The 21,631-nt window shown below is 63.6% G+C and carries 22 protein-coding genes; 17 read left to right on the top strand and 5 right to left on the bottom strand.

Translation table 11 applies throughout. From position 1 onward, the window contains the following. Positions 1-47: 47 nt before the first annotated feature. Positions 48-1,334, top strand: a complete 1,287-nt coding sequence (purD, locus tag ACWGTI_RS08470) for a phosphoribosylamine--glycine ligase (RefSeq protein WP_454586685.1) — start codon at positions 48-50, stop codon at positions 1,332-1,334. Positions 1,335-1,394: 60 nt separating this feature from the next. On the opposite strand, the gene ACWGTI_RS08465 is transcribed toward purD, so the two are convergent. Continuing rightward, entirely contained in the window at positions 1,395-2,507 is a 1,113-nt protein-coding gene (locus tag ACWGTI_RS08465) for a glycoside hydrolase family 25 protein (RefSeq protein ID WP_454586908.1), read from the bottom strand. Positions 2,508-3,160: 653 nt separating this feature from the next. Between ACWGTI_RS08465 and ACWGTI_RS08460 the strand changes: the two genes are divergently transcribed. Both ACWGTI_RS08460 and ACWGTI_RS08455 read left to right on the top strand, forming a co-directional pair. Further along, a complete protein-coding gene (locus ACWGTI_RS08460) occupies positions 3,161-4,930 on the top strand; it encodes an acyl-CoA dehydrogenase family protein (RefSeq protein WP_454586684.1) in 1,770 nt (589 codons plus the stop codon). A 33-nt stretch (positions 4,931-4,963) separates the two neighbouring features. After that, positions 4,964-5,716 (top strand): crotonase/enoyl-CoA hydratase family protein, encoded by a 753-nt coding sequence (locus ACWGTI_RS08455; protein WP_454586683.1) that lies wholly within the window; start codon positions 4,964-4,966, stop codon positions 5,714-5,716. 9 nt (positions 5,717-5,725) lie between these two features. Here the strand turns inward: ACWGTI_RS08455 and pdxH are convergent, their stop codons facing one another. Continuing rightward, positions 5,726-6,343, bottom strand: coding sequence for a pyridoxamine 5'-phosphate oxidase (pdxH, locus tag ACWGTI_RS08450; RefSeq protein ID WP_454586682.1), 618 nt, complete (start codon positions 6,341-6,343; stop codon positions 5,726-5,728). A 40-nt stretch (positions 6,344-6,383) separates the two neighbouring features. Here pdxH and ACWGTI_RS08445 point away from each other — a divergent pair, with 40 nt between their 5' ends. After that, on the top strand, positions 6,384-6,845 hold the full coding sequence (locus ACWGTI_RS08445) for an RT0821/Lpp0805 family surface protein (protein ID WP_454586681.1): 462 nt from the start codon (positions 6,384-6,386) through the stop codon (positions 6,843-6,845). A gap of 123 nt (positions 6,846-6,968) precedes the next feature. Then, on the top strand, positions 6,969-7,898 hold the full coding sequence (locus ACWGTI_RS08440) for a DnaJ C-terminal domain-containing protein (protein WP_454586680.1): 930 nt from the start codon (positions 6,969-6,971) through the stop codon (positions 7,896-7,898). A gap of 6 nt (positions 7,899-7,904) precedes the next feature. Here the strand turns inward: ACWGTI_RS08440 and ACWGTI_RS08435 are convergent, their stop codons facing one another. After that, a complete protein-coding gene (locus tag ACWGTI_RS08435) occupies positions 7,905-8,564 on the bottom strand; it encodes a TetR/AcrR family transcriptional regulator (RefSeq protein WP_454586679.1) in 660 nt (219 codons plus the stop codon). A 185-nt stretch (positions 8,565-8,749) separates the two neighbouring features. On the opposite strand from ACWGTI_RS08435, the gene mddA reads away from it, so the two are divergent. The 3 genes from mddA to ACWGTI_RS08420 all read left to right on the top strand — a co-directional run bounded on the left by mddA (position 8,750) and on the right by ACWGTI_RS08420 (position 11,160). Continuing rightward, entirely contained in the window at positions 8,750-9,484 is a 735-nt protein-coding gene (gene mddA, locus ACWGTI_RS08430; RefSeq protein ID WP_454586678.1) for a methanethiol S-methyltransferase, read from the top strand. Between the two features lie 223 nt (positions 9,485-9,707). Next, positions 9,708-10,526, top strand: coding sequence for an enoyl-ACP reductase FabI (gene fabI, locus ACWGTI_RS08425; protein WP_454573774.1), 819 nt, complete (start codon positions 9,708-9,710; stop codon positions 10,524-10,526). A gap of 46 nt (positions 10,527-10,572) precedes the next feature. After that, positions 10,573-11,160, top strand: coding sequence for a histidine phosphatase family protein (locus ACWGTI_RS08420; protein ID WP_454586677.1), 588 nt, complete (start codon positions 10,573-10,575; stop codon positions 11,158-11,160). 111 nt (positions 11,161-11,271) lie between these two features. Here the strand turns inward: ACWGTI_RS08420 and ACWGTI_RS08415 are convergent, their stop codons facing one another. Then, positions 11,272-11,526 (bottom strand): DUF1344 domain-containing protein, encoded by a 255-nt coding sequence (locus tag ACWGTI_RS08415; RefSeq protein WP_454586676.1) that lies wholly within the window; start codon positions 11,524-11,526, stop codon positions 11,272-11,274. A 184-nt stretch (positions 11,527-11,710) separates the two neighbouring features. On the opposite strand from ACWGTI_RS08415, the gene aroC reads away from it, so the two are divergent. Together aroC and ribB are read left to right on the top strand one after the other, a co-directional pair. After that, the gene (gene aroC, locus ACWGTI_RS08410) at positions 11,711-12,817 is read left to right on the top strand and encodes a chorismate synthase (RefSeq protein ID WP_454586675.1); all 1,107 of its coding nucleotides are present in this window, start codon (positions 11,711-11,713) and stop codon (positions 12,815-12,817) included. Positions 12,818-12,935: 118 nt separating this feature from the next. Beyond that, the gene (gene ribB / locus ACWGTI_RS08405; RefSeq protein WP_454586674.1) at positions 12,936-14,036 is read left to right on the top strand and encodes a 3,4-dihydroxy-2-butanone-4-phosphate synthase; all 1,101 of its coding nucleotides are present in this window, start codon (positions 12,936-12,938) and stop codon (positions 14,034-14,036) included. Positions 14,037-14,061: 25 nt separating this feature from the next. On the opposite strand, the gene ACWGTI_RS08400 is transcribed toward ribB, so the two are convergent. After that, positions 14,062-15,285 carry an MFS transporter gene (locus ACWGTI_RS08400; RefSeq protein WP_454586673.1) on the bottom strand — a complete coding sequence of 408 codons (1,224 nt, stop codon included), beginning with the start codon at positions 15,283-15,285 and terminating at the stop codon, positions 14,062-14,064. Between the two features lie 120 nt (positions 15,286-15,405). Between ACWGTI_RS08400 and ACWGTI_RS08395 the strand changes: the two genes are divergently transcribed. The 7 genes from ACWGTI_RS08395 (at position 15,406) to dxs (ending at position 21,603) form a co-directional block, all read left to right on the top strand. Continuing rightward, positions 15,406-16,014 (top strand): TetR/AcrR family transcriptional regulator, encoded by a 609-nt coding sequence (locus ACWGTI_RS08395; RefSeq protein ID WP_454586672.1) that lies wholly within the window; start codon positions 15,406-15,408, stop codon positions 16,012-16,014. Between the two features lie 92 nt (positions 16,015-16,106). Beyond that, positions 16,107-17,084 carry a hypothetical protein gene (locus tag ACWGTI_RS08390; protein WP_454586671.1) on the top strand — a complete coding sequence of 326 codons (978 nt, stop codon included), beginning with the start codon at positions 16,107-16,109 and terminating at the stop codon, positions 17,082-17,084. A 71-nt stretch (positions 17,085-17,155) separates the two neighbouring features. Then, positions 17,156-18,082, top strand: a complete 927-nt coding sequence (locus ACWGTI_RS08385) for a histone deacetylase family protein (protein ID WP_454586670.1) — start codon at positions 17,156-17,158, stop codon at positions 18,080-18,082. Positions 18,083-18,085: 3 nt separating this feature from the next. After that, positions 18,086-18,337, top strand: coding sequence for an exodeoxyribonuclease VII small subunit (locus ACWGTI_RS08380; protein WP_142866766.1), 252 nt, complete (start codon positions 18,086-18,088; stop codon positions 18,335-18,337). 45 nt (positions 18,338-18,382) lie between these two features. Further along, positions 18,383-18,649, top strand: coding sequence for a DUF2277 domain-containing protein (locus ACWGTI_RS08375; RefSeq protein WP_112563862.1), 267 nt, complete (start codon positions 18,383-18,385; stop codon positions 18,647-18,649). A gap of 10 nt (positions 18,650-18,659) precedes the next feature. Continuing rightward, positions 18,660-19,580, top strand: a complete 921-nt coding sequence (locus ACWGTI_RS08370; RefSeq protein WP_454586669.1) for a pirin family protein — start codon at positions 18,660-18,662, stop codon at positions 19,578-19,580. A 109-nt stretch (positions 19,581-19,689) separates the two neighbouring features. Continuing rightward, positions 19,690-21,603, top strand: a complete 1,914-nt coding sequence (dxs, locus tag ACWGTI_RS08365) for a 1-deoxy-D-xylulose-5-phosphate synthase (RefSeq protein ID WP_454586668.1) — start codon at positions 19,690-19,692, stop codon at positions 21,601-21,603. Positions 21,604-21,631 lie beyond the last annotated feature (28 nt).

Raw genomic sequence — 21,631 nt, 5'->3', positions numbered from 1 at the left:
CGGCGCAATAGCGCAGTCCCTGTCGTGAAATGACAAGGGACATCGGCATGCGCGTTTTGTTGATCGGCTCCGGCGGCCGCGAACATGCCCTGGCCTGGAAGATCACGGCCTCGCCGCTGTTGACCAGGCTCTATGCCGCGCCCGGCAATCCGGGCATCGCCCGCGAGGCCGAACTGATCAAGCTCGATATCGCCGACCATGCCGCTGTGGCCACTTTCTGCAAGGACAACGCAATCGACCTCGTTGTCGTCGGGCCGGAAGGGCCGCTGGTGGCCGGCATTGCCGATGATCTGCGCGATCAGGGCATCCGCGTCTTCGGCCCGTCGAAGCGGGCAGCACGGCTCGAAGGCTCGAAAGGTTTCACCAAGGACCTCTGCGCGAAATACGATATCCCGACCGCCGCCTATGGCCGCTTCACCGATCTGGCCGCAGCCAAGGCCTATGTCGAGAAGGTCGGTGCGCCGATCGTCATCAAGGCCGATGGGCTTGCCGCCGGCAAGGGCGTCACCATCGCCATGACGCTGGATGAGGCGCGGGCCGCGCTCGACGCCTGTTTCGACGGCGCCTTTGGCGAGGCCGGCGCCGAGGTGGTGGTCGAGGAATTCATGACCGGCGAGGAGGCGAGCTTCTTCTGCCTGTGCGACGGCACCACGGCACTTCCCTTCGGTACCGCGCAAGACCACAAACGCGTCGGCGACGGCGACACCGGCCCCAACACCGGCGGCATGGGCGCCTATTCGCCGGCGCCGGTGATGACGCCTGAAATGATCGAGCGCACCATGCGCGAAATCGTCGAGCCGACCATGCGCGGCATGGCCGAGCTTGGCGCGCCCTTCGCCGGCATTCTCTTCGCCGGCCTGATGATCACCGACAAAGGGCCGAAGCTGATCGAATACAACACCCGTTTCGGCGATCCCGAATGCCAGGTGCTGATGATGCGGCTGAAGGACGATCTCCTGGTGCTGCTCAATGCCGCCGTCGACGGGCAGCTTGCGCACAGCTCGGTGCGCTGGCGCGACGAGGCGGCGCTCACCGTGGTGATGGCGGCTCGGGGCTATCCCGGCACGCCGGAAAAAGGTTCGGTCATCCGCGGCCTGGACGAAGCCGCTGGTGAAGGCGTCCAGATCTTCCATGCCGGCACCGCCATCAATGGCGGCGCGCTGGTTGCCAATGGCGGCCGCGTGCTCAACGTCACTGCGTCCGGCAAGACGGTCGGTGAAGCGCAGGGCCGCGCTTACGCCGCGCTCGACCGCATCGATTGGCCGCAAGGCTTTTGCCGCCGCGACATAGGCTGGCAGGCGGTGGCGCGGGAAAAGGCAAGCGCGGCCGGGTAGGCAATTCCAGGAAAAGTGTGAAGCGCTTTCCCTGAGGAATTGCGCAGAAACAAAAAGATTTCAGCGCTCGCGAACGAGTTCTGTCGAAGCGGTGCTGACCGGGTCGGCGGCCTGGGAGAAGGCGGCCTCGAGCAGAGCCTCCGAGCGATACGCGGTCCGCTTCCAGGCGACATACTCGGCAATGCCGAAGTGCGGGCGGCGCGGCACCGTCTTGACCACCGGCATGTGGAAGGCGGCGCGGAATGTCTGCCAGCGTGCGCCGAGCACCGCCACCATCTCCTCGACTGTCGGCGGTGTCGCCACATCGGCGTAGGTGATGGTGACTTTGCCGGCCAGCCCCGCCTCGCGCGAAACCGGCACAGGGATCGAGGCGAGGTAGTCGGGCGGCACATTGACCAGGCCGCCGAACGGCCATTGCTGGCGCAGCGTGGCTGCATCCATCGGGGCAACGTTGACATCGATGTCGTTGGGCGTGCCGGCGACACGGTACGGGCAGCGCAGGCGGCCGCAATTGGCCTGCGCCGAAAACTGCCACAGCGCATAGCCCTTCCAGTTGCCCATCGGAAAATGCACGTCGATGTCGGGCTTGTAGCGCGCATACCAGAGCGGCAGTCGCGACAGGAGCCGATATTGATAGCGGTTGTCGGCGATATACTGTGCGGTCTTGCCGTTGCTGTAGAGTATCGGAAAACGGCCGAGCCGCCGGTGCACCTGGCGGACGAATTCCTCGGCATCCTCGAGTGACATCCATTGTGTTGGGTCATTGCCTTCGAGGTCGAGGGCCACCAGATCGTCCGGCGCGGGTTCGGCGAAATCGATGAAATTGTTCGCCTGCTCGACCGGATTGCCGGGGCGAGCAAGGTGATAGGCGCCCCATTTCAGGCCGAGCGCCTTGGCCACCACCTTGCGCGTCTGGAACAGCTCACGCGTCACCGCAAAGCGTTTCCACAGCGTCTTGCAGAGTTTTACCGTGGTCTCGTCGCCATAGCAGAAATAGGGCGGCGGCAGCCCGTCGGAGGCCTTGTTGATGAAGCCGACGATCCGCTTGTCGGTGGCAAGTTCACCCCAGTCGATGGAATTGTATTCATAGGCGTCGACGACGAGCGCGCGGTCGCCATCCCGCCAGGGCTCGGAGAAGTCAGAGGCTTTTGCCGCCGATACCAGCGCCATCATCGCCGTGAGAGCGAGCGCTGAGCGGCGAAGAAGATGCGCCGGCGTTTTCAAACAGGGAGTCCCCGCTGACCAAACACCGATGGTGAACTGCTATGGTTAAGGAAATGCTTTCGTCGTGACTAGCGAAGGCGGCGTGAAATCCGATCTCCCCCCTCGTGGGGGAGATGTCCGGCAGGACAGAGGGGGGCGCTGTCCTCCGCCTTCTCAATCGATCACAGTTGCGACGCTTGCCTCGGATTGGTTGGGAAATGAACAAGGGTGGCGTTCCTTCGCGCCCCCCTCTGCCCTGCCGGGCATCTCCCCCACGAGGGGGGAGATTGGCCAAGCCCTCGCGATTTCGTCATTCCATGGCGAAGCAAGGAGCGAAGCGACGCGGCGCAGACCATAGAATCCATGCCGCGACTTCGAAGCGTTGCCACGGCCCAGAATTCTGCGCCCTCGCACCCTGTGCGCGAGGTCGCGGCATGGATCCTCGGGTCTTCGCGTCCGCTTCGCTTCCGCTCCGCCCGTGGATGACGAAGTTCAGTCGCAAAATCTGCGTGACAAAGTTTGACGTTTACGTAAAAAGAAGGCCGGAGGCCGCCCAAAGGCGGATGGTTTTGCGTCGTCCCGGGTCCTAGGATCGAGGGGCGAGCAGCGGAGGAGAAAGCGGCATGTACAAGGCGCCGGTCGAGGACATTTCGTTCACGCTCAAGCATGTCGCCCGCCTCAAGCCGGCGCTCGACAGCGGCGCGTTCGGCGACCTCGGCGAAGACCTTGTCGATGCCATCCTGGCCGAGGCCGGCCGCTTCGCAAGCGAGGAGGTGGCGCCGCTTTACAAGATCGGCGACGAGCACGGGGCGGTGCTGAAGGATGCCGCCGTTACCACGCCGCCCGGCTGGAAAGCGCTTTACCGCAGCTGGATCGACGGCGGCTGGAACGCGCTGTCGGGGCCGGAAGAGTTCGGCGGCCAGGGCCTGCCGACCATGCTCGGCGTCGCGGCACTCGAAATGTGGAACTCCGCCGCCATGGCCTTCGGCATCGGTCCGACGCTGACCATGGGCGCCGTCGAGGCGCTCGACAAGCACGCCTCCGAAGCGCTCAAGGCCAAATATCTGGCCAAGCTCGTATCCGGCGAATGGATGGGGACGATGAACCTCACCGAGCCGCAGGCCGGGTCCGATCTCGCGGCGCTACGCAGCCGCGCGGAACCCGCCGGTGACGGCACCTATCGCATCTTCGGCCAGAAGATCTTCATCACCTATGGCGAGCACGATTTCACCGACAACATCGTCCATCTTGTGCTGGCGCGGTTGCCGGATGCGCCCGCCGGCACGCGCGGCATTTCGCTGTTTCTGGTGCCGAAATTCCTGGTCAATGATGACGGTTCGCTCGGTGTCCGCAACGACGTCTTCTGTTCGGGCCTGGAGCACAAGCTCGGCATCCATGCCTCGCCGACCTGCACCATGATCTATGGCGACGGTTTTGGAGGCGCTACGCCCGGCGCCATCGGCTGGCTGATCGGCGAGGAGAACAAGGGGCTCGCCTGCATGTTCACCATGATGAACAACGCCAGGCTTTGCGTCGGCATGCAGGGCGTGGCGGTGGCTGAAGCCGCGACTCAAAAGGCGATCGCCTATGCCAATGAACGCCGCCAGGGCAAGGCATCGAATTATTCCGGCGCCGGCATGGCGCCGATCGTCCACCACCCCGACGTGCAGCGCAATCTTCTCACCATGAAGGCGCTGACCCAGATCGCGCGCGCCATCTCCTACTCCTGCGCCCACGCCATCGACCTCGCGCGTGTCTCGACAGGCGAGGACGCACTGCATTGGCGCGACCGCGCCAATCTGCTGACGCCGCTGGCCAAGGCCTTCTCCACCGATGTCGGCGTCGACGTCGCTTCGCTCGGCGTCCAGGTCCATGGCGGCATGGGTTTTATCGAGGAGACCGGCGCCGCGGCCCTTTATCGTGACGCCCGGATTGCGCCGATCTATGAAGGCACCAACGGCATCCAGGCGATCGACCTCGTGGCGCGCAAACTGCCGCTCGGCGGCGGCGAGCATGTGCATGGCTACATCGCCGAACTGAAGGCCGTCGCCGATGAAGTGCGGACCTCGAACCTGCAGGGGTTCGGCCGCAGCGCCGAGACCCTCGACCGGGCCTTCGACGATCTCACCGAAGCAACACGTTTCCTGCAGAAGCTGCTGGCCGACGGCCGCCTCGACGAAGCGCAGGCCGGTGCGACGCCCTATCTCCGGCTGATCTCGCTTGCCGCCGGCGGCGCCTATCTGGCGCGTGGCGGGCTTGCCGAGCAGAACCGTATCGCCCTCTGCCGCTTCTTCGCCGAAAACCTGCTTGGCGAGGCCAGCGCCTTGAAGGACCGCGTCATCGACGGCGCCGAGAGCCTCGCCGCCGCCGGCAAGACACTGATTTCAGCCTGAATACTCAGCTTGACGTTCATCAGGGAAGAAACCGTGACAGACCATATCCTCGTCGAGCGCCAGGGCGCCATTCAGATCATCCGCATGAACCGTCCGGACAAGAAGAACGCGCTGACGCGTGCCATGTACGCGACAATGTCCAAGGCGTTGGCCGAAGGCGATGCCGATCCGGCGGTCCGCGTCCATGTCTTCCTCGGCGTGCCGGGCGCCTTCTCGGCCGGCAACGACCTCGCCGACTTCCTGGTCATCGCCACCGGCGGCGAGGGCGGCACGGAAGTCTGGGACTTCCTGCTGGCGCTGGCCAGGACGGAAAAGCCGATGGTGTCGGGCGTCGACGGCATCGCCGTCGGCATCGGCACCACGCTCAATTTGCATTGCGACCTGACCTTCGCCACGCCGCGCACGATGTTCCGCGCCCCCTTCGTCGATCTCGGCCTTGTGCCGGAGGCCGGCTCCAGCCTGCTGGCGCCGCTCATCCTCGGCCGCCAGGGCGCCTTCGCGCTGCTCGGGCTCGGCGAAGGCTTTTCCGCCGAGCGCGCCAAGGCCGCCGGCCTGATCTACGAAGTGGTCGAGGAAGGCGCTCTCGAAGCCGCAGTGCTGGCAGCGGCCGGCGCAATCGCCGCCAAGCCGCCGCAGGCCCTGAAGATCGCCCGCGACCTGATGCGCGGATCGCGCGACGAGCTTCTCGCCCGCATCAAGGTGGAGAGCGAGCATTTCTTTGAGCAGCTGACGTCCGATGAAGCGCGCGTGGCGCTCACCGCCTTCATGACGCGCAAGAAGGGCTAAGCCCACCGCTCAGGGATAGAGCCGCGTCTTGTCCCAGCCGCCTTCGGCGTTGCGCGAAAAGACCAGGCGGTCATGCAGCCTGAATGGCCGGTCATGCCAGAACTCGATTTGCTGCGGCACGATGCGGAAGCCCGACCAGTGCTTTGGCCGCGGGATGTCGCCGATCGGATAGCGCGCCGTGTATTCGGCCACCGCCTTCTCCAGCGCAAAGCGGCTTTCCAGCGGCCGCGACTGTTTCGAGGCCCAGGCGCCGATGCGGCTGCCGCGCGGCCGCGTCGCGTAATAGGCGTCGGCCTCGGCGTCGCTGACGATCTCCACCGGCCCGCGTATGCGCACCTGGCGGCGCAGCGATTTCCAATGGAAACACATAGCCGCCTTCATGCTGCCAAGAATCTCGCGGCCCTTGGCGCTCTCGAAATTCGTGTAGAAGACAAAGCCGCTTTCATCGAACCCCTTGAGCAGCACCATACGCACATCCGGCATGCCGTCGGCATCGACGGTTGCCAGCGCAACGCCGTTGGCGTCGTTGATTTCGCTCTTTGTGGCGTCCTCCAGCCACGCGGCAAAGAGCCGGAACGGCTCGGCGGCCTCGGTAAAGTCACCACTTGTTAACTCAGTGTCACTCATAGTTTTTCTCAAATTGTCTCGAATCTCAGGGGGTTGCCGATTGTTGCGTATCGCGCAAGCTTTTGACAGCGGGCAATGGAGCGCTATCGCTTCGGCCAGATCGAAAGCCGTGATCGTGATCGTCGCCTTGCCGCTTGCCGCCTGCGGCGCCGGCGGCTTCAGCCTGGAAAAAGCCGAAGTAGATCGTGCCATCGTCACCTCGAGCGCGCCGGCTCAAACGATATCGGCCGACGCCGACAACGCTTCCGACCAGACCACCATCGGCAATGCGGTCTCTTCGGCCGATATAGAGGAGCTTCGCGGCCAGGCCGTGCCTTGGGCGAATGCCAACACCGGTTCGCGCGGCTCCATCACCGAACTGGCCGAACTGCAGGACAACGGCCAGACCTGCCGCAGCTTTACCGCCTCGCGTGAAAGCTTCGACGGCGTCGCTTTGTTCAAGGGGCAATTGTGCATGGCCGGCGCCGGCGGCTGGCACATGCAGGACTTCAAACCGCTCTGATTTTCAGCCACTACTGGTGCCACAATTTCAGCCGTCAATATGGCTGTGCAACACTGGAATTTCTTCCTATGCGAGCGCATATAAGGGACAACGTGGATTCACTCTTTTTCCAGGGCAGGACGCATGCGCGACCCCTATGAGGTGCTGGGCGTTGCCAAGAACGCATCGGCCAAGGACATAAAATCGGCCTACCGCAAGCTCGCCAAGAAGCATCATCCGGACCAGAACCCGAATGATCCCAAGGCGAAGGACCGGTTTGCAGCCGCCAACCAGGCCTATGAGGTCGTCGGCGACGAGAAGACGCGCGCCGCTTACGACCGTGGCGAGATCGACGCTGACGGCAAGCCGAAATTCCAGGGTTTCGAGGGCGCAGCCGGTGGCGGCGATCCGTTCGCCGGCTTCCGCCGCCAGCAGGGCGGCGGGGGCTCGCGCTTCGAATTCCGTTCAGGCCGTCCCGGCGGCGATCCGTTCGATGGCAACAGCGACATCTTCAGCCAGATCTTCGGTGACGCCTTTTCGGGTGCCCGCGGCGCCGGAACAGGCGATCGCCGCCAGCCGGTCCAGGCCGCCGACCTCAACGTCACGCTCGACGTGTCCATCGAGGAGGCCGCGACCGCCGAGAAGGTGACCGCGATGTTCCCCGACGGGCGCAAGATCGCGGTCAGGCTGCCGGCCTATGTCGAAGACGGCCAGACTATCCGGCTGAAGGGCCAGGGCGAGCAGGGACCGGGACAGCCGGGCGATGCGCTGGTGAAGATCCACATCCGCAGGCATCCGCGCTACCGCATCGAGGGTCGCGACCTGCATGCCGATCTGGAGGTCGCGTTGGCCGATGCGGTGCTGGGCGCCAAGGTTCCGGTCGACACGCCGACCGGTAGGCTGGCGGTCAATGTCCCGGCATGGTCGAGCTCGGACAAGGTGCTGCGGCTGAAGGGCAGGGGCTTGCCCGAAAAGGCCGGCGGCCACGGCGATCTCTACGCCCATGTCCGCATCATGCTGCCGGAAGGTGGCGACAGCGATCTCGAAGCGCTGATGCGCGCCCGCAAAGGCTGACACGTTTCATTTCGCCAATTGGGCGTCGGGCGCTGCTTCCTCCATCTGCCGGATGGTTTCGCCGAAGCGGCGCAGCGCCTGCCGCACCGGAACGTGCGGGCCCTCGATCTCGAGCAGGATCATCGTCTCGCTGCCAAGGAAGGCGGCGCTGACCAGGCTGGTCACCTCGGCGGCGGAAAATGGTCCAAGTCCGCCGAACCGCCGCTCCGCCTCTTGCGCCAGCCCTTGCAGCAGTTCGAACCAGCCGTGCAGGTCGCGGCGCACCGCCTTGGCGATTTCGGGGCTCGACAGGCTTGCCGCGATCATCTCGTGCAGGATCCGGACATAGCCGGACGCCAGATCATCATCGAGGAAATCGCAGGCGCGCTCCCAGCGCTGCCACAGCGGCATCGGTGCTGCAAACGTCTCCGCCTGCCGCTTTAACAGCCCCTCGTTCAGATGGTCGAGCAGGGCCAGGAACAGCCGTTCCTTGGAGCCGAAATGATAGTGGATCTGGCTCAGCGGAACGCCGGCGATCTCGGCAACCCGCCGCGTCGACAGGTCGGCATAGCCGCCTCGATAGAGGCACAGCTCGGCTGCCGAAATCAGTTCGGCACGCGTGTCGCGCTTTGTCTTGTTCTGGGCCGTGACGGCGGCTTTGGCGGCGGCTTTGACAGCGTCCGTCATGCGGTGTGCCTGCCGCTGGAATCGGCACAATCTGGGCGGATCATCAACTCTCCTTCCGGGGCGGGCGTCTCGCCACCATATCTCGGTCGAACGACCGATCAAGTTGACTCGCTATTAAATTTATGGTTTTTGACCCTGAATTCGGTCGACCGACCGAATCCTGATGCTTGCATGGAGGGGCAGTCATGGCGGGCGTAATCACCCTTATCTACGGCGTTGCCGCATACCTGATATTTCTCGGTTCGTTTCTCTATGCGGTCGGGTTCGTCGGCAACATTGCCGTGCCGAAATCGATTGATTCAGGGATCGTGGGAAGTCCGGTCGAAGCCGTCATCGTCAACGCACTGCTGCTCGGCCTTTTCGCCGCCCAGCACAGCATCATGGCGCGGCCGGTGTTCAAGCGCTGGTGGACGCGGATTGTTCCGCACGTGGCCGAGCGCAGCACCTATGTGCTTTTGGCCAGCCTCATCCTGCTTTTGCTCTACTGGCAATGGCGGCCGATCCCCGGTCCCGTCTGGACGGTCGAGAACCCGTTCTGGGTCGCCGTCCTCCATGGCGTGTTCTGGCTCGGCTGGGCTGTCTTGCTGATCAGCACCTACCTGATCAACCATTTCGAACTGTTCGGCCTGCGCCAGGTTTTCGCGGCTTTGCGCAAGAGCAAATTGCCCGAACCTGTGTTCAGGACGCCGCTTTTCTACAAATGGGTCCGGCATCCGATCTATGTCGGCTTTCTCCTGGCCTTCTGGGCGACGCCGTCCATGACATGGGGCCATCTCCTCTTCGCAGCCGGCAGCACCGGCTACATCCTGCTCGGCATCTTCCTCGAGGAACGCGATCTCATCGCGATGTTCGGCGATCAGTACCGCCTCTACCGCAAGCAGGTGGGAATGATCATTCCCTGGCGCAAAGTCGCCGAATAAAGGCGATATCCGGTGCCGATCAGCCGATTCGGCTGGTCGGCCGGGCCTGGGCGATCAACGCGCGCTCGCCGAAGTGAGGCATTTCTCACAACATCGTTATTATCCCCCATTCGTTGTTTATGCCGAGTGTCTGAATTGAACGCGCGGCCCGTCTCCGCTTGAAGCGCCTTTCTGCCTGTGCGATAGGCACTCCAAAGCAGAATATCTTTCGGAGAGCGCTGACATGGCGGGTGGACAGGGCCTTATGGCCGGCAAGCGCGGGCTTATACTGGGCGTCGCCAACAACAGATCGATCGCCTACGGCATCGCCAAGGCTTGCGTCGACCATGGCGCCGAGATCGCGCTGACCTATCAGGGCGAGGCGTTCAAGAAACGCGTCGAGCCGCTGGCTGCGGAACTGGGCGCCTTTGTTGCCGGCCATTGCGATGTCACCGATCCGGCAAGCCTGGATGAAGTTTTTGCCAATGTCGCCAAGCACTGGGGCAAGCTTGACTTCCTCGTCCATGCCATCGCCTTTTCCGACAAGGACGAGTTGACCGGCCGCTATGTCGAGACGACGCGCGACAATTTCCTGCGCACCATGGACATCTCGGTGTTTTCCTTCACCACCATCGCCAAGCGCGCCGAGGCGCTGATGACCGATGGCGGCTCGCTGCTGACGCTGACCTATTACGGCGCCGAAAAAGTCATGCCGCACTACAATGTCATGGGTGTCGCCAAGGCCGCGCTCGAAGCCAGCGTGCGCTATCTCGCCGTCGATCTCGGCGGCAAGAAGATCCGCGTCAACGCCATCTCGGCCGGCCCGATCAAGACGCTGGCGGCCTCCGGCATCGGCGACTTCCGCTACATCCTGAAGTGGAACGAATACAATTCACCGCTGAAGCAGACGGTCACCCAGGAAGAAGTCGGCGATTCCGGCGTCTATTTCCTGTCGGATCTGTCGCGTGGCGTCACCGGCGAGGTGCACCATGTCGATTCCGGCTACCATGTCGTCGGCATGAAGGCGGTCGACGCGCCGGATATTTCGACCGTCAAGGAATAGTCCTGCCACGATTTCCGCCTGCCTGTCCTGACACCCGGAAGACCTGATGGTTCCGCTCGTCTACATCGTGCGCCACGGCCAGACGCAGTGGAATGCAGAGGCCCGGCTGCAGGGCCAGGCCGACACCGATATCAATGAACTTGGCCGCCAGCAGGCGACCCGCAACGGACGGCGGCTGGCCGGACTGATCGACAATCCCGGCGATTTCGACTTTGTCGCCAGCCCGATGAAGCGGACGCGTGAGACGATGCAGCGGCTGCGCTCGGCAATGGGCCTCGATCCTGATGCCTACCGCACCGACCCGCGCCTGGTCGAGGTGCACTTTGGCGACTGGCAGGGCTTTACCTTTGCCGAACTCGAGGCGCACAGCCCCGGCTCGCCGAAGGCGCGCCGCCGCGACAAGTGGAATTTCCATCCGCCGGGCGAGGACGCCGAAAGTTACCAGATGCTGCTCGAACGGGTGAAGCCGTGGTTCGATGCGTTGGACTGCCAGACCGTCTGCGTCACGCATGGCGGGGTCATACGGACCCTGTTCAGGATGGTGGAAGGTGTCTCCGAGCACGAAGCGGCAAACCTGGCAGTGCCGCAGGACCGGGTGCTCAGGCTGCAGGACGGGCGTCTGGAGTGGCTTTAGGCTGGAAGCCGGAGCTTCGCATGACCAGAAGCCCAACAAACAGGACGTCCCTCCTGTTTTGTACGCAGGGTGAAAGATCCCGTTCGATGCCGGTCCTATACGGTGTCGGCCTTACTCGGTATCGGGCAGTTCCATGTCGGTGACGACGTTCTCGCCATTCGTCACGTCATAGGCGATTACGATATCCATGCCCGGCTTCAGCGAGTCGAGATCGGTCTCAGCGTTGAGCTTGTAGGACTTGCCGTCCTCCAGCGTCAGCGTCAGCGCGTCCTTGTCGACCTTCGCGATCAGGCCTTCGGTCTGGCCGGCATAGGCGGCGGTGGAAATCAGCAACATGGCGGCAGCAGCGCCAATCAGGGTACGCATCGTCGTCCTCTTTGTCATTGCGCCTGCACAGGTGGCGGCGAGCTTTCAACGGGCGGATGGAAGAGAGCAGAAACCAACCGAATGTGTCAAAACTAAAACCGCCAGATCACAGTTTGACCCCTGTGGAAAACGCCAATAGAAGGCAGGTTTAAGCCGGCTCTCATGCCGGGCAGGGCTAAAATCCATGTCTCACAACACGTTCGGCCATCTGTTCCGCGTCACCACCTGGGGCGAAAGCCATGGCGCCGCACTCGGTTGTGTCGTCGACGGCTGCCCGCCCGGCATCCGCTTCACGCGGCAAGATATCCAGGCCGAACTCGACAAGCGCCGTCCCGGCCAGTCACGTTTTGTGACACAGCGCCGCGAACCGGACGAGGTGAAGGTCCTGTCCGGCTTCATCCTCGACGAGGACGGCGAGACGATGATCACCACCGGCACGCCGGTCTCGATGCTGATCGAGAATGTCGACCAGCGCTCCAAGGACTATGGCGAGATCGCCCGCCAGTACCGTCCCGGCCATGCCGACTACACCTATGATGTCAAATACGGCGTCCGCGACCATCGCGGCGGCGGCCGTTCCTCGGCCCGCGAGACGGCCGCGCGCGTGGCTGCCGGTGCGCTCGCCCGCAAGGTGGTGCCCGGCATGGTGGTGCGCGGCGCGCTGGTCTCGATAGGCGAGAAATCGATCGACCGCGCCAACTGGAACTGGAACTTTATTGGCGACGCCGAAAACCCGTTCTTCACCCCGGATCCGGCGTCGGTTCCGGTCTTCACCCTCTATCTCGACGGCATCCGCAAATCCGGATCCTCCGTCGGCGCGGTGATCGAGATCGTCGCCGACGGCGTGCCGGCCGGCCTCGGCGCGCCGATCTACGCCAAGCTCGACCAGGACATTGCGTCCGGCCTGATGTCGATCAACGCCGTCAAGGGCGTCGAGATCGGCAACGGTTTCGAAGCCGCCCGCATCACCGGCGAACAGAATGCCGACGAGATGCGCATGGGCAATGACGGCAAGCCGGTGTTCCTGTCCAACAATGCCGGCGGCATTCTCGGCGGCATCTCGACCGGCCAGGCCATCATCGCCCGTTTCGCGGTCAAGCCGACCTCGTCGATCCTGACGCCGCGCAAGTCGATCGACAAGGACGGCCACGACGTCGACGTCATGACCAAAGGCCGTCACGACCCCTGCGTCGGCATCCGCGCCGTCCCGATCGGCGAGGCCATGGTTGCCTGCGCGATTGCCGATCATTATCTGCGGCACCGAGGACAGACGGGGAAGGGAGGGGAATAGGGCAGTAAGGCAGTAGGGCAGTATGTTAAGAAGCCCACCTAAGCAGCCAGAAATTTCCTTGTCCCTACTGCCTTACTGCCCTATTCCCCTACTGCCCTGCGAGCGAAGCGAGCCTTCCATGCCTTACGATCAGAAGAAAATCGTCGAAGCCCTCCGGGCCTTCGAGCGCGGCGAGATCGTCGTCGTCATGGACGATGACGGGCGCGAGAATGAGGGCGACCTGATCGTTGCCGCCGTGCATTGCACGCCCGAAAAGATGGCCTTCATCATCCGCCACACCTCCGGCATCGTCTGCACGCCGATGCCGCGCGACGAGGCCAAGCGGCTGAACCTGTCGCCGATGGTCGCCGACAACGATTCCGCTCACACCACCGCCTTCACCGTCAGCGTCGATTTCAAGCACGGCACCACGACCGGCATTTCGGCCGAGGACCGCACGCTGACCGTGCGCAACCTTGCCAATGGCAATGTCGGCGGCTCGGACTTCGTCCGGCCCGGCCACATCTTCCCGCTGATCGCGCGCGAAGGCGGCGTGCTGATGCGCTCTGGGCACACCGAAGCCGCGGTTGACCTCTGCAAGCTCGCCGGCCTGCCGCCGGTCGGCGTCATTTCAGAACTGGTCAATGACGACGGCACCGTCAAGCGCGGCCCACAGGTGGCGGCCTTTGCCGAGGAACACGGCCTCAAGCAGGTTTCGGTCGCCGACCTCATCGCCTACCGGCAGCGCAAGGAAACACTGGTCGAGCGCGTCGCCTGTTCCGAAATCGACACACTTGGCGGCAAGGCGCAGGTCTTCACCTACACGCTGCCCTGGGATTCGATGCACCATGTCGCCGTCGTCTTCGGCGACATCAGGGACGGCGAGGATGTTCCGGTGCGGCTGCATTCGGAGGATGTGGTGACCGACGTCTTCGGCACCAGCCATCGACTCGACGGCATCATGAAGGCGATGGGCGAGCGCAAGCGCGGCGTCATCGTCTATCTCAGGGAAGGCTCCGTCGGCGTCGCCCATCAGGAGCGCAAGCGGCCGCTGAGCGCTGACCGCGAGGACCATGAAGAGGCACGCCGCCGCGAGAACGAGTGGCGTGAAATCGGCCTCGGCGCGCAGATCCTCAAGGATCTCGGCATTTCCTCGATCAACCTGATCGCCTCGCGCGAGCGCCACTATGTTGGTCTGGAAGGTTTTGGCATTCACATCGCCAAGACGGAAATTTTCTAGCTGGCCTAAGCCATTCCGACCGTAATCACTCTGCAGGAACGGCGGCTGCGTCGCATCCGTCCAACTCGCATGTGTGGGTGGCCAGGCTGCGCTGGCCCGCGAGCACGGTGACCAGTGCGATGGTGCCCGCCGCCACCGAAACCCAGAACCCGTTCCGGGCGCCGAATTCATCCACCACCGCGCCGGCGGCAAACGAGCCGAGCGCCATGCCGATGCCAATGCCGGTCATCACCCAGGTGATGCCTTCGGTCAGCATCGCTTCCGGCACGTGCCGCTCGATCAGGCCGAAGGCGGTGATGAAGGTCGGCGAGATTGCCACGCCGCTAAGGAACACCGTCAGCGCCAGCAGCGGCACGGTGCCGGCCGTGAGCGGCAGCAGCGCGCCGAGCGCGACGAGGGCCACCGCTATCGCCAGTTGGCGCTGCAGCGGCGCCTTCAGATTGAGCGCGCCGACGACGAGGCCAAGCACGAACGATCCCAACGCATAGACGCCGATGACGAGGCTGGCGGCGCCGGGCTGCCCGAGCTCCTTGGTGATCGCGACGGTGCTTACTTCCGTCGTCGCGAAGGTCGCACCTATGAAGATCAGGGCAAAGGTGATGATCTGCACCGGCCGCAGGCGAATTGCCGAGCCGCTCGTGACATGATCCACCGGCCGCACATGCGGCTCGGTCGCGCGCTGCAGGATGAAAGCCGTCGAACCGATGGCGAGGAACAGCGTGCTGACCAGAACACCAGCTTCTGGGAACAGGGCGGCGCTCAAGCCCACGGACAGCGATGCCCCGGCGATGTAGACGAGTTCGTCCGCCGCCGACTCGAAGGCGAAAGCGGTGTTCATCTGCGGCCGGCCGCGAAAGATCTCGGTCCAGCGCGCGCGCACCATTGCCGGCATGCTGGGCATGGCGGCGGCAGCCAGCGCCGAGACGAACAGCGTCCATACCGGCCAGTCCTGATTGGCTGCCGCAATCAGCACCGCGAAAGCAATTACGGTGACGACGGTGGTTGGCACCACGACCCGCGTCTGGCCAAGGCGGTCGACCAGCCTTGAGATTTGCGGCGCCACGAAAGCATTGCTCAGCGCGAATGTCGCCGAGACCGCACCCGCCAGCCAATATTCGCCGCGTGTTTGTGAGAGCATGGCCACGATACCAATCGGCGCCATGGCGATTGGCAGGCGCGCCAGGAAGCCCGCGGCGGCAAAGCCCTTGGCTCCAGGGGCGCGAAAGATTTCCGAATAGGGGTTTTGCATGGCTTGGTTCCTCGACAAAGGCCAATTCGACAATTACATACGATGCGTATGATTGTTAAATAGATCATACGTCGCGTATGTCAATTGGCATACGAGACGTATGTGAATAGGTCCAAAGCCATGCACAGACCCCGCAAGGAGATGATTGCCGAAACGCGCGCCAAGCTGATCACGGCGGCCCGCCATGCCTTCGGCACGATCGGCTATGCCGAAGCGTCGATGGATGATTTCACCGCGTCCGTGGGACTGACGCGTGGCGCGCTCTATCATCATTTCGGCGACAAGAAGGGCCTGCTGCAGGCGGTCATCGCCGAAATCGACGGCGAGATGGCGGTTCGCATAAATGAGATCGCGTCGAGAGCGCCGAGCCGCTGGCAGCGTTTTGTCGACGAGTGCACGATCTATATCGAGATGGCGCTGGAGCCGGAGATCCAGCGCATCATGTTCCGCGATGGCCCGGCCGTACTGGGTGATCCAGCGCAATGGCCGAATGCCAATGCCTGCATAGGTTCAATGACCGATCATCTGACCAGTCTGCAGCAGGAGGGCGTGGTCGTTCCCGGCGTCGACCCCGAAACCGCCGCGCGGCTGATCAACGGAGCCAGCAGCCAGGCGGCGCAGCGCATCGCCAATTCGAATGATCCCGAAGCGACGTCGAAGACCGTGGTCGCGGCCTTCAAGCAACTGCTCGAAGGGCTGCTCAAGAAGCAGGGTTCGCAGCCGGTCTGAACTCTCACCAGCCGCGACCCGGCATTTGCCGAGATTGACAATTCCGGACCCGGGTCCATCCTCTGCCACCATCTCTGAGGGGAGATTCGGGCGTGTGGGATTTCGAAATCGGCAGGTCGGTGTCCATCATGATCAGGACATGGCCGTTCATCGTCTTTCGCATGATCGTCTATTTCGGCATCACGCTGGCCTATATCGTGGCGACAGGCAGCGGCGCCTCTGTCGGTTATGGCGTCGGCCATATCTCCACCGATCCCGACGGCCCGCTTTCCTTTGCACTCTGGGGCGGCATCGTCGGCATCGGCGTTGTTTCGATCGCGCTCTACTGGATCCGCGAATACATCCTGTATGTCGTCAAGGCCGGCCATATCGCCGTCATGGTGCATCTGATCGACGGCCGCGACGTCCCCAATGGTCAGGACCAGATCGCCTACGCCAAGGATGTCGTGAAGGAGCGTTTCGCCGAGGCCAACATCCTTTTCGTGCTCGACCAGCTGGTCAAGGGCGCCATCCGCGCCATCACCGGCCTGATCGGTGGCATCGCCGCTTTCCTGCCCATTCCGGGCCTCGGCGGCCTGGTCTCGTTCATCAACACGGTCATCCGCCTGTCGCTGACCTATGTCGACGAGATCATCCTCGGCTACAACATCCGCATCAACTCGTCGTCGCCCTTCGAAACGGCCAGGCAAGGCGTCGTGCTCTATGCCCAGAACGGCAAGACCATGGTCAAGAACGCCGTCTGGCTCGCGGTCATCATGTGGGGCGTGTCCTTCGTCATCTTCCTGCTGATGCTGGCGCCGGCTGCCGCCATCATGTGGTTCATTCCGGGGCAGCTCGGCGGCTGGGCCTTCGTGCTCGCCATCCTTCTTGCCTGGGCCTTCAAGGCGGCCTTCATCGAGCCCTTCGCCATCGCCTGCCTGATGCAGCTCTATTTCAAGACCATTGAAGGCCAGGTGCCGAACGCCGAATGGGACCGGCGGCTGGTCGAGGCGTCGTCCAAGTTCAAGGAACTCAAGGACAAGGCTCTGGCCTCCTTTGGTGGTTCGCGCTGGACGCAGCCGAGCACCTAATCCCTGTTGAACACCGGCCTTTCCTACCGCGAAAACATGGTCAAAGCGGCGGGACGCGCCTATATCGGGTCATGGTCACCCGTCTCTACACCCATCCGATCTTCCTCGAACATCTGACGCCGCCCGGTCATCCGGAGCGGCCAGATCGCTTGCGCGCCATCGAGCGCGTGCTCGATGACGAGGCGTTTGCCGGGCTCGACCGGGTCACGGCGCCTCAAGGCGACGAGGCCACCATTCTCTACGCCCACCCTGAGGATTTCGTCGCCCGCGTCCGCGCCGCGATCCCCGAAAACGGCATCGTTTCGATCGACGCCGACACCAGCGCCAGCCCGAAAAGCTGGCAGGCGGTGGTCACCGCCATCGGTGCGGCCAACGCCGCCGTCGACGACGTCTTCGAGGGCCGCGTCGCCAATGCCTTCGTCGCTTCACGTCCGCCCGGCCACCACGCCGAAAAGACAACGGCGATGGGCTTTTGCCTGTTCAACACCGCGGCGGTCGCGGCGCGCCATGCACAGAAGAAACACGGCGCCGAGCGCGTCGCCATCATCGACTGGGACGTCCACCACGGCAACGGCACGCAGGACATTTTCTGGGACGACCCCTCGGTGCTCTATTGTTCGACGCACCAGATGCCGCTCTATCCCGGCACCGGCGCCAAGACCGAAACCGGTGTCGGCAACATCGTCAACGCGCCGCTGGCGCCGCAGACCGGCTCGGACATGTTTCGCGATGCCTTGCTGTCGCGCATCCTGCCGGCGCTCGACAATTTTGCACCCGATTTGATCATCATTTCCGCCGGGTTCGACGCCCACCATCGCGACCCGCTGGCCGAGATCAACCTCAGCGAGGACGATTTCGACTGGGCGACCGGCCAGTTGCTGGAACGCGCCGGGCGCCACAGCGGCAATCGGCTCGTCAGCCTGCTCGAGGGCGGCTACGATCTGCAGGGATTGGCATTTTCGGTCGCCGCCCATGTCGGGCGGCTGATGAAGGGATAAGGTATGGCTGGCGAAGCAAATGAAGACGTCAAGGCGATGAGCTTCGAGCAGGCACTCGACGCGCTGGAGAAGATCGTCGATGATCTCGAACGCGGCGACGTGCCGCTCGACCAGTCGATCAGGATCTATGAGCGCGGCGAGGCGCTGAAGGCCCATTGCGACCGTCTGCTGAAGTCGGCCGAGGACAAGGTCGAGAAGATCCGGCTATCGCGCGACGGCAAGCCGGTGGGAACGGAACCACTCGACGCGGAATAATTTGTCAAACGGGGCGGGCAGAGAAAGCAGGTAAGGAGTTCAAGCATGTGCAGAAACATCAAGACCCTGTTCAATTTCGATCCGCCGGCAACACATGACGAGATCCGCGATGCCGCCCTCCAGTTCGTGCGCAAGTTGAGCGGTACGACGCGGCCCTCACAGCGCAACCAGGCAGCCTTCGATCGCGCCGTCGAGGCGATCGCCGAATCGGCGCATGAATTGCTCCATTCGCTCGAAACCAACCATCATCCGCGCAATCGCGAAGAGGTGGCAGCCAAGGCAAAAGCCAAATCGGCGCTGCGCTTCGCCTGAGGAAATCCAGATGAGTTTCTTCCCCGGCAAGGACCCTGAGCCTGGCGATGCCTTCGCCAGCGACCAGATCGAGTTGATGGTCATTCCGAACGCCAAGGACATTGACGGCTTCCAGGTCCGCCGCGCTTTGCCGACGGCAAAGCGGCGGCTGGTCGGCCCCTTCATCTTCTTCGACCGCATGGGTCCGGCCATTTTGCGCGCCGGTCAGGCGCTCGATGTCCGTCCGCACCCGCATATCGGCCTGTCCACCGTCACCTATCTGTTCGACGGCAAAATCAGGCATCGCGATTCGCTCGGCACCGAAATGGTGATCCAGCCCGGCGACGTGAACCTGATGACCGCCGGCCGCGGCATCGTCCATTCCGAGCGCACGCCCGAGGAACTGCGCGGCGCACCGATGTCGGTCTCCGGCCTGCAGACCTGGCTGGCGCTACCCGACAACAAGGAGGAGGTGGCGCCGGTGTTCGAGAACACCGCAGCAATCCGTCTGCCCGAAATCGACGCAGAGGGCGTCAGCGGCCGCGTGGTGATCGGCGATTTCTCTGGCCTGCGCTCGCCGGTAAGGGCCGACACCGAAACGCTTTACGCCGATCTGCGCCTGGCGCCCGGCGCCAGCGTGAAAATTCCAGCCGACGCCGAGGAACGCGCCATCTACACGCTGGACGGCGATGTCTCGATATCGGGCGACCGCTTTCCGGCCGAGCGGCTGCTGGTATTCCGGCCCGGCGACGAGATCGTCGTGTCGTCCGAGCGTGGCGCTCATTTCATGCTGTTCGGCGGGGCTTCGCTCGGGTCGCCACGCCACATCTGGTGGAATTTCGTCTCGTCGTCGAAGGAGCGCATCGAACAGGCCAAGCAGGAATGGAAGACGGGCCGCTTCGATATCGTTCCTGGAGATGAGGAAGAGTTCATTCCGTTACCGGACAATTAACGTCAGCAACACCCGCGTCACTGACACGCATTTACATTCGGGCGGCGCAGGCATATTTCGCCCATGATCAACGCGCATGAACGAAAATAGCTGGGCAGGCTCCTAAACAGTGAACGCAACGCTGCATACGCCGCTTCTCGACAAGGTCCGCATTCCCGCCGACCTGAAGAAGCTTGACGAAAGCGAGCTGCCGCAGCTGGCCTCGGAGTTGCGCGCCGAACTGATCGATGCCGTTTCGCATACGGGCGGGCATCTCGGCGCCGGCCTCGGTGTCGTCGAACTGACGGTAGCGTTGCACTATGTCTTCAACACGCCGGAAGACCGCGTGATCTGGGATGTTGGCCACCAGGCCTACCCGCACAAGATCCTGACCGGCCGCCGCGACCGCATTCGCACGCTGCGCCAGGAGGGTGGCCTGTCCGGCTTCACCCGGCGCGCCGAAAGCGAATACGACCCCTTCGGCGCCGCGCATTCCTCGACTTCGATTTCCGCTGGCCTCGGCATGGCCATGGCGCGTGACCTCTCAGGCGGCCACAACAATGTCATTGCCGTTATCGGCGACGGCGCCATGTCGGCCGGCATGGCCTTCGAGGCATTGAACAATGCCGGCGCGCTCGATGCCCGCCTTATCGTCATCCTCAACGACAACGACATGTCGATTGCGCAGCCGACCGGCGCCATGAGCGCCTATCTGGCGCGGCTCGCTTCAGGGAAGACCTATCTTGGCCTGCGCGATTTCGGCAAGAAGCTGACCTCCTATCTCGGCAAGCGCGCCGATCGCGCCATCACGCGGGCGGTCGAGCATGCGCGCGGCTATGTCACCGGTGGTACGCTGTTCGAGGAGCTCGGCTTCTACCATATCGGCCCGATCGACGGCCACAATCTCGAGCATTTGATCCCGGTCCTGAAGAACGTCCGCGACAATGCCGATGGCCCGGTGCTGATCCATGTCGTGACCCAGAAGGGCAAGGGCTACGCGCCGGCCGAAGCTGCGGCCGACAAATATCACGGCGTCAACAAGTTCGACGTCATCACCGGCGCGCAGACCAAGGCGCCGGCCAACGCGCCGGCCTACACCAAGGTGTTCGCCGAAAGCCTGATCCAGGAAGCCCGCGCCGACGACCGCATCGTCGCCGTGACCGCCGCCATGCCGAACGGCACCGGCCTCGACCTGTTCGGCGAAGCGTTTCCGACCCGGACCTTCGATGTCGGCATCGCCGAGCAACATGCGGTGACCTTTGCCGCGGGCCTCGCCAGCGAGGGCTACAAGCCTTTCGCCGCCATCTACTCGACCTTCCTGCAGCGCGCCTATGACCAGGTCGTCCACGATGTGGCGATCCAGAAATTGCCGGTGCGCTTCCCCATCGACCGGGCCGGCTTTGTCGGCGCCGATGGCGCCACCCATTGCGGCGCCTTCGACACCACCTTCCTGGCGACACTGCCGGGCTTCGTCGTGATGGCGGCCGCCGACGAGGCAGAGCTTCGCCACATGGTGCGCACCGCCGCCTATTATGACGAAGGTCCGATCGCCTTCCGCTATCCGCGCGGCAACGGCGTCGGCGTCGATATGCCCGAGCGCGGGTCGGTGTTGGAAATCGGCAAGGGCCGCATCATCAGGGAAGGCACCAAGGTGGCGCTGCTCTCCTTCGGCACGCGGCTGCAGGATTGCCTTCTTGCGGCCGAGGAACTCGGCGCGGCCGGGCTTTCGACGACGGTTGCCGATGCCCGTTTCGCCAAGCCGCTCGACGAGGATCTGATCCGCCGGCTTGCCCGCTCGCACGAAGTGCTGGTGACGGTGGAAGAGGGCGCTGTCGGCGGCTTCGCCAGCCATGTGCTGCAGTTCCTCGCCCATGAAGGCTTGCTGGAAAGCGGCCTGAAAGTCCGGCCGCTGGTGCTGCCCGACGAATTCACCGACCACGCCAAGCCCGAAAAAATGTATGCCGATGCCGGGCTCGATGCCGCCGGCATCGTGCGCACCGTATTCGTTGCGCTTGGCCATTCCGCTCGCGCCCAGCGGGCTTGAAATCGCGCCTGAATCAAAATCTCACGCC

The sequence above is a fragment of the Mesorhizobium sp. ArgA1 genome (genome assembly GCF_053714375.1).
Note: the sequence above shows the minus strand (reverse complement) of the source record. Positions and strands in the feature narration are given on the sequence as shown.

What these genes read in the sequence shown, in the direction of transcription:
- ACWGTI_RS08465 (WP_454586908.1), bottom strand. Translation starts at nt 2,507, where the DNA reads ATGATGGCGCTGGTATCGGCGGCAAAAGCCTCTGACTTCTCCGAGCCC.
- ACWGTI_RS08395 (WP_454586672.1), top strand. Translation starts at nt 15,406, where the DNA reads ATGCACAGACCCCGCAAGGAGATGATTGCCGAAACGCGCGCCAAGCTG.
- ACWGTI_RS08375 (WP_112563862.1), top strand. Translation starts at nt 18,383, where the DNA reads ATGTGCAGAAACATCAAGACCCTGTTCAATTTCGATCCGCCGGCAACA.
- ACWGTI_RS08385 (WP_454586670.1), top strand. Translation starts at nt 17,156, where the DNA reads ATGGTCACCCGTCTCTACACCCATCCGATCTTCCTCGAACATCTGACG.
- ACWGTI_RS08400 (WP_454586673.1), bottom strand. Translation starts at nt 15,285, where the DNA reads ATGCAAAACCCCTATTCGGAAATCTTTCGCGCCCCTGGAGCCAAGGGC.
- purD (WP_454586685.1), top strand. Translation starts at nt 48, where the DNA reads ATGCGCGTTTTGTTGATCGGCTCCGGCGGCCGCGAACATGCCCTGGCC.
- ACWGTI_RS08420 (WP_454586677.1), top strand. Translation starts at nt 10,573, where the DNA reads ATGGTTCCGCTCGTCTACATCGTGCGCCACGGCCAGACGCAGTGGAAT.
- ACWGTI_RS08380 (WP_142866766.1), top strand. Translation starts at nt 18,086, where the DNA reads ATGGCTGGCGAAGCAAATGAAGACGTCAAGGCGATGAGCTTCGAGCAG.
- aroC (WP_454586675.1), top strand. Translation starts at nt 11,711, where the DNA reads ATGTCTCACAACACGTTCGGCCATCTGTTCCGCGTCACCACCTGGGGC.
- ribB (WP_454586674.1), top strand. Translation starts at nt 12,936, where the DNA reads ATGCCTTACGATCAGAAGAAAATCGTCGAAGCCCTCCGGGCCTTCGAG.
- ACWGTI_RS08415 (WP_454586676.1), bottom strand. Translation starts at nt 11,526, where the DNA reads ATGCGTACCCTGATTGGCGCTGCTGCCGCCATGTTGCTGATTTCCACC.
- pdxH (WP_454586682.1), bottom strand. Translation starts at nt 6,343, where the DNA reads ATGAGTGACACTGAGTTAACAAGTGGTGACTTTACCGAGGCCGCCGAG.
- ACWGTI_RS08440 (WP_454586680.1), top strand. Translation starts at nt 6,969, where the DNA reads ATGCGCGACCCCTATGAGGTGCTGGGCGTTGCCAAGAACGCATCGGCC.
- fabI (WP_454573774.1), top strand. Translation starts at nt 9,708, where the DNA reads ATGGCGGGTGGACAGGGCCTTATGGCCGGCAAGCGCGGGCTTATACTG.
- ACWGTI_RS08460 (WP_454586684.1), top strand. Translation starts at nt 3,161, where the DNA reads ATGTACAAGGCGCCGGTCGAGGACATTTCGTTCACGCTCAAGCATGTC.
- ACWGTI_RS08370 (WP_454586669.1), top strand. Translation starts at nt 18,660, where the DNA reads ATGAGTTTCTTCCCCGGCAAGGACCCTGAGCCTGGCGATGCCTTCGCC.
- mddA (WP_454586678.1), top strand. Translation starts at nt 8,750, where the DNA reads ATGGCGGGCGTAATCACCCTTATCTACGGCGTTGCCGCATACCTGATA.
- ACWGTI_RS08435 (WP_454586679.1), bottom strand. Translation starts at nt 8,564, where the DNA reads ATGACGGACGCTGTCAAAGCCGCCGCCAAAGCCGCCGTCACGGCCCAG.